Source organism: Algoriphagus jejuensis (assembly GCF_039523455.1).
GTDB classification, from domain to species: Bacteria; Bacteroidota; Bacteroidia; order Cytophagales; family Cyclobacteriaceae; genus Algoriphagus; species Algoriphagus jejuensis.
The window spans coordinates 184,808-194,783 of the sequence record NZ_BAAAFI010000009.1 but is presented as its reverse complement, the minus strand read 5'-3'; the positions used below and the strand labels follow the sequence as shown (position 1 = coordinate 194,783).

Genomic DNA, 9,976 nt, shown 5'->3' with positions numbered 1-9,976 from the left:
GGGATCATTTAACAAATCCTCAATTGTCTGTCTTTTTTTCATTTGATGTGAATTTAGCAGACACACTTAATTGAACACTCTCAATCCACCAGCGCAGGACTGATCTCCGACACCTCCTATTCCGGAACATAGATGATCTCGCCATTTTCCAGCTCATAGGCCACCCCTACCCGCTTGCCCTTATTCCCATCACCGGAAGAATTGTCGTTGGATTTATAGCGTGTAATCTCCTCCCCCTTTTTTGTGATGATTTCCATATTTTCCTTGCCGGGATTCTTGACCATGGTAAAATCCTCTTGGGAAAACACTTCTGTCATGTTAAATCTAGTCACCAGGGCTACCATCAAAGCCACGGCAAAGACCATCGCTACATCGAAAAGGTTCGCTACGGTTGAAATTGGATCATCCTCTGCAGAGCTGTTCAAGAAACTGTTCTTACGCCTTTTCATTTTCTTCGGTGATTAGGTCAGCTACAAATTGAAGCGAAGCCAGGTCCTTGGCAAACCACCTCTGCCTGATCTCGGTAAGTGTAAATCCTATCGCCCCCACAATCAGTCCCACTACGGTGGTGGAAAAAGCCACCTGCATATTCTCAGCCATTGAAGCGATGTCTCCGGAGGCCAAGCCTACCAGTGCTGGCCCCATGGGAATCAAGGTCCCCATCAAACCCAGGATAGGCCCCAACTTTGACATGTTTTTGGTGGCAGATAGCTTTCGCGACATCTCCAGTTCAAACTCGCTAAGGATTTTTTCCCGCCTGACTTCCGAGCCCTTTGCTTGCAAAAGTTGATCGAAATATGACAAGAGCACATATCTCCCCGAAGGCAATTCACTTTCCTTTACACTCCTTCCCGAAAGCCCGGCCATAAAAGGCTCCAGAAGTTTCCCGACCTTCAAGCGACTGACATACGCCCCATAGAATCCTCCCAATGCCGCCAGTGACTTCAAAAACAAAAACAGCAAGATGACCACAACCGGGAGCATCAGTCCGGTAGAGATCCAATAGAGTACTTGATTCAATATTTCCATTTCGATTTAATTTTGCTTGTAATAAGAACCCCTATCCGGCCCAGCTAAAACATCCCCACTGCCAAGACACAAAGGGTAAGAAAAGGCTTGACTTCAAAGCTGGATGGAGAGAGTGTGTAGGGTAATTTTTGGCAAAAGACAGTGAGGGCCACGCAGCAAAGCAATTGTCCAAAAGACAGTACATAGCGCATCTCCAGCCTCAGGTAGGCCTCTGGCAGCAACCCACGTAGTATGCGGGGAAACACCAGAAACACCAGCATGAGGCATCCTGAAAACAGCATTCCAATCACCTCAAATGACAGCAGATGGGATAGATGATAGAAACTGTTCATCTGAACAAAAAGGAGGGCAGCTATCGGTATCAGACCCGGATAGTATCCGGCATACCTGATCTCTTTTTGAATCTTTTGCCCAAAAAGAGAGCGGGTAAATGCCAAATCAACCAAGACAAAAAAGAGCACTTCCACCATTTGAATTGTAGCCAACTTCTTCATCAACTGAGGATCATTCAGCCACTGACTTAATTCCTGTTTGCTTTGCTCCAGTATCCAGGGATAGACCAGATAGCATAAGACTCCCAGACTGAGCGCCATCACGAGTGTAGGGATCAGTCCCCATTGGCTCATTTGAAAAAACGAGCCAAAAAGGGCCAAAATCAACATCAACTGCACTACTAACTCCATCCTAGTCTTGCTTTCTTCTCTTGATGAAGACAAACAGCAGCAATCCCAGAACCAGAGCAACAAGGGCAAAGAGTACCATAGGCAGCTTATCCTCCATTTCGCCATCCGCGTCCACCTTTTTCTGCAGGGTCTCCTTCTCCAATACCAAGGCATCTTCAGTGGTAGGGACTTCCCTCACTGCTTTCAACGCTGCTTCGTAGCTGGCAAGCGCGTCTTCTGCCAGATTTTCGGAAATAAAAGACCGAAGCTTATCATTGTCACAGACAAACTCACTACAACCTGCCTTGTGATCCTGAATCAGACCGGTATGCAAATCCACCAGTTCCCGAATTTGCTGCTGCGAGGCATCCCAGTATCCTTTGCGTATGGTTTCCAGCATCACCGCTGTCATTTCCTCCAAGGCATAGGGATTTTCCCGCTCAAAAAAGTCTTGTACCTGAAGCCCCAGTCCATCCTTGACATACACCTCGTGTAGGTTATTCCAGAGTTCATCATCGATTTCGCTGGGTTTCATGACATTCCACCCATAGGTATTTCTAAAGGTTTCGGCAAACTTCTCCGCCGAAGTCGCGCCTCCTTTCATATACTCTGTGATATAATTGGGATTCAAAAGGGTGGATCTGGCTTCTACCCAAATCGCTTCCTTCAGTCCTTGGACTTTGGCTTGGGATGGATTTCTAAAGTCATTGAAGTAGGCATCCGGATCTTCTCCGGTCACATGGCGCACGGCCAAACTAAGCCCCCCCATAAATTCATAGACATGGTCTAGACTCAAACCACCCCATGTATTGCTCTCGCGTGGCTGGACTACCACCTCGGTATTCTGGAGCGCCGCTTCAAATACACCTTCCTGAAAAGCACCCCAATTTTCTCCCTCATCATAGATCGCCCCCATGTTGTTGAGGTAGGTTTTGGCCACTTCACTTTCATCCTCCCAACTGTTGCCACGCTCGACCATGCCCATGATATTGGTGCCATAGACTCCGTTTACACCACCAAACACACGCTGGGTGGACCATTCCTTGGCTTGCTTGGGGGAAAGTCCTTTTTCCTTCATGAAAATCTCCGCCGCCAATACCCCTGCTTTGACATAATTGTTATCCCCATCTTCGGCCTCGGAAGCCATGATGACAGCTTTGTTGATCAAATACATCCGAGAGGCAGCCAAATCCCTAAACTGCCCCGCTGTCTGGACTACCACATCGATCCTCGGTCTTCCCAGTTCTTTGGAGGGAATCAGGCGGAGATCCACGACCCTGCCGAAGGGGTCACGAACAGGTTCCACTCCCAGCAAGTAAAAGATTTGAGCCACCATGGCACCTTCTGTGCCGATAAAATCACCGGGCCATAAAGTAAAACTTACCTTCTGGGGATATTCCCCGTGTTTTCCCAGGTGTGTTTCCAGCAGATTTTTAGCCAGGGTGACACCCACTGTCCATGCCTCGGGAGAAGGAGTCTTTTCCGCGTCTATGGAATAAAGGTTCCTCCCTGTAGGCAGAGTTGAGGGATTGGTAATAGGGTCACCCCCAGAGGAGGGTGAGATATATCCTCCTGCCAAGCCTGTCAACATAGCCTGCATCTCCGATTCGGTACTGGTCAAAAGCTGCTCCTTATATTTGGCCACCGATTTTACGGCCTCTGTAATCGCCATCACCGCCTGGGCATGTTCCTTTCTTCTGCGTTGGAAAGCCAGCATAACCACTTCTCCCTGATCAATGGCTTCTCCCAGCCTGTTGCCGAAATTTTCCTGAGACCAAAACTCTTTCAAAGCCTCTGGTTTTCTCTCCTCTACCAAAGTCCAAGACGCCTTGTATCTCTTCAAGTGGCTCAGATGAAAAGGGATTTCATCCTCAGGCAAGTCCTTCAGTGTACGGGTACCGACAAGCAAACCTAGGGACTTCAGATATTCCGGACTGGCCAAAGTGGCGATCGTTTCCCGATCAGCCTTTTCCCGTTCTTCAGCTACCTGCTGGGCTAAACTCGTATCCTCCAACAATTCAAAAACCATCTGCCTCAGTGGTTCTTTCTGTATCAGTTTGAGGAGAGCGTTGACATCCTCCTGTTGACCGACTTCGAGGGCCTTGGCCATGGCGGGAATTGCCTTTGCTACTGTTTTAGCTTTTTCCAGTGTTTGGGGATCGAGGATTCCGGAACTCTGCTTGAACTGTTTGTCAGACTTGAGATTTTCGATAAACTCCACACGTTCCGGATAGGGGGAAATGGCAATTACCAACCTCTTCAATTCAGCCAAGTCCTCGTCACTGGCAGCCTCGCTCTTGGTATTGCCAGCCGGATGTCCTTTTGGCTTTTCGGCACTTCCCATGCTGATAAACCCCCGGATAATATCGGAATCCGACACCCTTTTGGAGCTCTGAAGCCACTCGTCAGCGGCCTTCTGGTCTTCTCTACTCAGGAGATTTGACAAGACTTGATCGTCGGGAATTCTATTTTCGGTGATATCCTCAATCGCCCTCTTAGCCTGAGATCTATAGTTACGATCAAAATAAACCTGATCATCCAAATGCTTTTGACTGGTTTTGCCTTTCAACCGATCCAGCGAAGCCAGACTGTAGGCGATGGGATCCAATGCCATCAAGCGCGCAGTATTGTTGAGTTGCTGGGCATTGTAGGGCACTCCCAGCGTATACAGCCCTCCGGTTACTTTGGAGTTTCTGACTTCTTCTACATGATTGGACAGTTTCAGGATATCCTCATCGTTCAAATCTCTCAGGCTATCCAAACCCAGATCTACCAGCAGACCAAGCTCCTTGGCTTGCTGACTGATATTCCTGCGGTATTGCTCCCGAACGGCTCCCGAAGCGCCTACGAAGGAGGTCAGCTTGTCACTCAGGATTTTCAAGTCGCCAGTGACTTCAGATTCCATAAATGGAGGCGTCAAATGCGTCAAGGTAGTCGCATAGCTTCTGCGTTTGGCAATGATCCCTTCTCCCACATTGCTGATCGTGTATAGATAAAAGTGCGGGGTGACTCCGATCAATGCGTCGGCCCAGTCGTGGCCCGAGAGCGCCACCTGCTTGCCGGGGGTAAACTCGAGGCTACCGTGGGTACCCCAATGGATGATGGCGTCAGCCTTGAATTCGTTTCGGGTCCAGAGATAGGAAGCGATGTAGGGATGGGGAGGAGCCTCTTTGGTTCCGTGCACGATCTGAAAAGTGTTTTCACCCACCCCTGCCAGCGGCTGAGGAAGCAATACCACGTTGCCAAATTCCAGACGGGCTACCGCCAAAAAGTCTTTACCGTCCCGATAAGTACTCAGGTAGTCGCCCGGCGCCGCTCCATACTTTGCCGTCACGGCATCGTAGCTTTCCTTTTCCAAATCCTTGGCTACCCAAGCTTCATAGATCGATCTCTCTACCAAAGCAGGCTTGCCTTCCTTTAAAAATTGGTCAAAAGCCCCTTTGGCATAGGGACCCAAAACCGATCCTTGTTTCTTGATCATCTCCCAAAGTTGCTCGGGAGAGTCAGGCAGGCCGGTGACAGTATATCCTTCCTCTTTCAACCGCAGAAGAGCGTTGTAAAGAGAGGGCACCACTTCCATATTGGACGCCACCATGGCATTCAGACCAGGCCCCTTAAAATAGTAAATAGCGACCTTCTTTTCCTTGTTGGGCTTGGTCTTCAGGGCAAGCCATTTTTCGACCATGTCCCCAAACTTTTGCAATCTGTCGGGGATCGTCTGAAAGGCCAGGTAGCCGCTCTCGTCCCGGTATTGGGCAGTGATCGCATAGGGATTGATCCCCCCATCCAATTCGGGCTGTACCACACTCATCGACAGCAACGATCCGGAATATCCCTGCGGATCCTTCACCCAATCCTCATAAGGAAGAAATACGCTGAGCGGGGTAAGCAAAGGGATTTGATTTTCCGCAAGCCAAGCTGTAGCCTCTTTTTCCTGCCCCAGGGTCAGTCTCCCATGAGGCATCAAGATCACCAAATCAGGATTGATGGATTGTAGAAACTCCAATCTTTTGGTAGCTGCGCTAATGGTGTAGACATTGAGGCCCCGCTCTTCCAACATGGCAATCAAAGAATCGATATGATCCCGGTTAGAATTAAAAGGACCCGGCACACTGGTGAGCAATGCGATCTTCGGCTGCCCGGGTTTATAAAAGCCATTTTCTTCCAGATATCTCTGATAATCACCAAAATCCGTAAAGGTAGCGCTTTCATCCCTGTGGAGAAAAACATCACTGGGCACGGGCACGGGCAATGCCGGGGTGTCGACGTACCAGGTTTTACCATCCATCTGGCTACGGACATACACCAGTAGATTGGTGAAGTTTTCGGTCCCACCGTAGGAAAGATATTCCGTCACCCGATCCAAATCCGAGCCTTTTAAGTTGGTCACATCTACATTGGGATTGGTAGCCGATTCGACAAAAAGATGGAGGCCCGCATAGCCCGCATGCTGCAATTGCTGCACCTGCTCGGGTGAGGCTTGAAATCCTCTCCCAAAGATGAAAACAGCGGAATAATCTCTGAGCTTATCCAATTCATCCAATTCCAAAACATCCAGTTTAACCCAGGAATTGGTATTTGACTTGCTGATTCTGGCTAAGCTGAATTCAGGATAATTGATAAAAGCGACCTTGGTGGGGGAGATTTCCTGCCGATAATATCGGTAACCAAAGCCCAGCATAACCAAAAACACCATAGCCATGGCGAGACGGGCCAGCGTCTTTTTGTTGGGGATTTTCATAGGAGTAGGTTTGAAAACGCGGATAGGTTGCGATTCTAAGCAGCCTATTCCGCGGTTTTTCGGGAGAGCTATTCATTCATTAATTCATACTCGAAGGTTGGGTAGCCATTTTCCGCATTATCCCCTCCCTTGAAAGCCAAAAATCTGAGTTTGTAATAGTGCCCCTCCTCATCCTTGACCAGGTAGGTCATGAAATCGTACACCTTGTAGATCCCGCTGCTATGGGGAGCCAAAATCTGCAGCCACCCTCTTCCGATGGCGTCTCCGAAGGCCGAAGGTCCCAGCGCTGTGTAGTCAGCGATCTTCAGCAAGCCAAAATTGCTTGCTTCGATGTTTTTTTGATTCCTCTCCGACGCTGGATCATCACTTGCCGACAGGCTTGCAAATGGGTCGTCTGTTGCGGCCCTGACCCCTGCATAGCTGTTGATCAGGGCTGTGGTACTTAGCCGATATACATCGCAATTCACTCCAGGTTTCGCGCCTCCTCCCAGAGCGCCACAAGGAGCCCCGGTCCGGAGGCTCACCGCAGTCAACACCAAATCCCAGTTGGCAGGCTCGACCGAAACTGATTTCTTATCGATCAACGAAACGTAGGTGAAGTTCTCCGTGCCCATCGATAGCTCCAAATTGGTAGCGTTGGAACCATCCAGCTCGGCAACGCGAAGCGATACCGAGGTGCCAGTTTTTGCGGTGATCATAAACTTCCTAAATCCCAACACGTTTCCGTTGGCATCGATACCCAAGTCCAGGACATAGGGTGTGTTGAGCGCCCACTTTGCAAGCGCGGTTTCGGAAAGCTCCCCGTCCTCAGAATCATAGGCAAATACCAGCCCTTCCTTCGATGTGACGCTGTCAAAATCTCCCGTCGCCGGGAACGCAACCCCGACCTTTTTGGCGGAGTTTGTTTTGAGTCCATTCCCGCTTTTTTCAAAAGCCAACTCCCAAGAATTGACCGCAACCGAGGTGAGGGTCCCGCTGCTCAAGTCAACATATACTTGGTTTGCCATATTGGCTCCCATGGCAGCGGTAAGCGTCTTGCCTGTCACGATTGGATCCATTGGTTCCGGATCATCATTGGTGCAGCAGGTGAGGAAAAACAGAGCAAATGCGCCGGAAAGTGCGGTAAATCGATTTCTCATAAGAATGGATTAATAAATGGAATAATTGATTTTCAGAAATAGTGAAGTGCCCCAGCTGATGGGATAGTAAGCTTCCCGGCCTGTCTGGGAGACCAAGCCCTTGCTTCCCTCTCCCAGGAGCGCGACATCGGTGACATTGAAGAGATTTTTGGCACCTACCGTGGCAAACAGTTTTCCTGAAGCAAAAAACCGGGAGGCACTGAGATCAAAAGTATTGTAGGGTTCGAGCGTTAGAATCCCGATGGAGCCGTCTTCTTCCTTCGCAAACTCGGAGATCTTTCCGTTGTATTTGTAGAATGCGTTGAGCTTTAGGTCCAAAGATTTGATCAGGTAGCTGGCATTCAGGTTTGCCTCATAGCTGGTATAATATTGCTGTTCTGACTCAGATCCTGAGCGGGACAAAACCGCCAACCCAGGGCTCAGCCTGACACCATTCTGCATAGCCAAGTCCATCCCGATGTTAAAACCGAGAGACCTGAAGTTTGGAATATTGGCGTAGGTACGTGCTACTGGAACTGTTTTTGGCACGTCATCCGGCAAAGTCTCTCTATCCAAGATCCTGACTAACTCTATCTTGTTGCTTATGTCGGAAAAGAATAGAGAAGGTCGGATGGAAGCGGAAACCGATCTTCCAAATCGCGTATTCCAAGTGGAAGACAGGTTGAAATTCTTTCCGATTTCAGGGATCAGGCTTGGATTGCCGACGATGTAGTGGTTGGAATTAATGAATTCGTAGTACAACTCTCTGACGGAGGGTGTACGATATCCCTGACCATAGGAAAACCTGAAATCGAGATTAGAACTCAGGTTATACTTCAGGTTGAAAGAGGGCAAAATCGGCAACTCCGTATCTAGGAAATCGATCTCCTGAGCATCGTATTTATTGCTGTGTACGAACCTCAACGCTGGCTGTGCGATAAATTTCTTTCCAAGGGGAAACTCCAGGGCCGTGAAAAGACCAAAGTCATTTACCTGGGCAGAAGATTCTGAATTGATCATTCCCCCTTCCGCCGAGTTGATGGATACTTCATATCCCACAGTGGCATAAACTCCCTGATGGAGCTGATTATTGCCGAATACAAAAGTGCCCCGCGAAGTGAATGTCCTGAAGCTGGTCGTATCGTGCTCGGTGGCCAGGGAGCTGAGCCATTTGATGTCGTCATTGACATCCTGAAGATATTTTCTCTGACCCTGGGAGTAGTGAGAGATTCCGTTCAGCAGGTTGAAGTAGTGTTTTTTTCCAACAGTACCGCTGGCTACCAGGGAGGCATTGACTCGACCGGTGTTGAAGTAGAGATCCGTGGCGATACTCGACAGTTTGTTGGTCTTGCTGTTGAATGCGGTGGTAGGCTCCCCATGGCTGACGGACTTCTCCCACAGCTGGTCGTATGCTGCCGTGAAAGCAAAGGTCCCGACCTGGTACTTGGCTTTCGCGTCCGCCAGATATTGGGTGCGGGGAATCCAGTCTTCGTTTCTATCTCCACTGGCAGAAAATCCATCAAACTGGTTTCGGGCACCCCCTGCACTGATGGACAAATTCTTCCAGCCTTTAGCGCCTCTTAGATCGACATTGTATTGTCCCACTGACTCCAGATAGGTTCCGGCGCTTAAGGCCTGTTCGTTGGCCCCATAGTTTTTGGTAATGATGTTGATGGTCCCTGCAAGGGCATTCGTGCCATATTGTACTGATAAGGGCCCCTCGACGATCTCGACCCTTTCCACGTTGTTCATATTGAATTGGGTCAGGTCAAAGTTTCCTCCCGACCCATTGACCATGGGAACCCCGTCCACCAGGATTTTCACATTGGGCCCGGACATTCCCTGCATGACCACTCTTGACCCCAAAACATCATCCTGGATGATCTTCATGTTGAGCTGGGTTTGAAGTACATCGGCAAGGTTGACAGCTCCTTTTGCCTCGATGATGGCCGCATCGATTGTCGTGACTTTATACAAAGACTGAGCACTGGTAGTCGGGGTGAACGCACCCGTGACCACCACGCCCTCCAATCCAAAGACATCCTCTTGGAGTCTGACCGTCAAAGTTTCACCGGGACGCAAGGTTCGCTCCAGGGATACAAAGCCTACGCTGGATACACGGACTTGAATAGCTTTGGTGATGTCCAATAGTGCTTTGCCGGCATCATCCGTAACCCACCCCAGATTGTTATCATGCACATTCTCAATGGTAGCATGGGGAATAGGCTCACCAGAACTGGAAGAAATGACGACGATCGCCGTAGGCTCTTGGGCAAAGAGCGGAAAACAGAACAGGAATGCATAGCCAAAAAAACAGCTTAGCATCCCATTCAGACAAGGTATTCTGAAATGCATGGGAGTCGGAAAAACGACAGCCAAATCCTCGGAAGGAGACTGTCCGGTAAAAAGGAATAGGATTGACGCTC

The 9,976-nt window shown here is 49.3% G+C and carries 6 protein-coding genes; all 6 read right to left on the bottom strand.

Features of this window, described 5'->3' with window-relative positions:
* Positions 1 to 116: 116 nt before the first annotated feature.
* Complete coding sequence (locus ABD031_RS10990) at positions 117 to 449, bottom strand: DUF2149 domain-containing protein (RefSeq protein ID WP_343851331.1); 333 nt, start codon at positions 447 to 449, stop codon at positions 117 to 119.
* Positions 436 to 1,029: a MotA/TolQ/ExbB proton channel family protein gene (locus ABD031_RS10985; RefSeq protein WP_343851329.1), complete on the bottom strand. Its 594-nt coding sequence runs from the start codon at positions 1,027 to 1,029 to the stop codon at positions 436 to 438. The genes ABD031_RS10990 and ABD031_RS10985 overlap by 14 nt, the downstream gene beginning before the upstream one ends.
* Positions 1,030 to 1,073: 44 nt before the next feature.
* On the bottom strand, positions 1,074 to 1,712 hold the full coding sequence (locus ABD031_RS10980) for a hypothetical protein (RefSeq protein WP_343851327.1): 639 nt from the start codon (positions 1,710 to 1,712) through the stop codon (positions 1,074 to 1,076).
* A 1-nt stretch (position 1,713) separates the two neighbouring features.
* Positions 1,714 to 6,432, bottom strand: coding sequence for a cobaltochelatase subunit CobN (locus tag ABD031_RS10975; protein WP_343851325.1), 4,719 nt, complete (start codon positions 6,430 to 6,432; stop codon positions 1,714 to 1,716).
* 68 nt (positions 6,433 to 6,500) lie between these two features.
* On the bottom strand, positions 6,501 to 7,571 hold the full coding sequence (locus ABD031_RS10970; RefSeq protein ID WP_343851323.1) for an HmuY family protein: 1,071 nt from the start codon (positions 7,569 to 7,571) through the stop codon (positions 6,501 to 6,503).
* A 9-nt stretch (positions 7,572 to 7,580) separates the two neighbouring features.
* Positions 7,581 to 9,875: a TonB-dependent receptor gene (locus ABD031_RS10965; protein WP_343851321.1), complete on the bottom strand. Its 2,295-nt coding sequence runs from the start codon at positions 9,873 to 9,875 to the stop codon at positions 7,581 to 7,583.
* Positions 9,876 to 9,976: the final 101 nt, after the last annotated feature.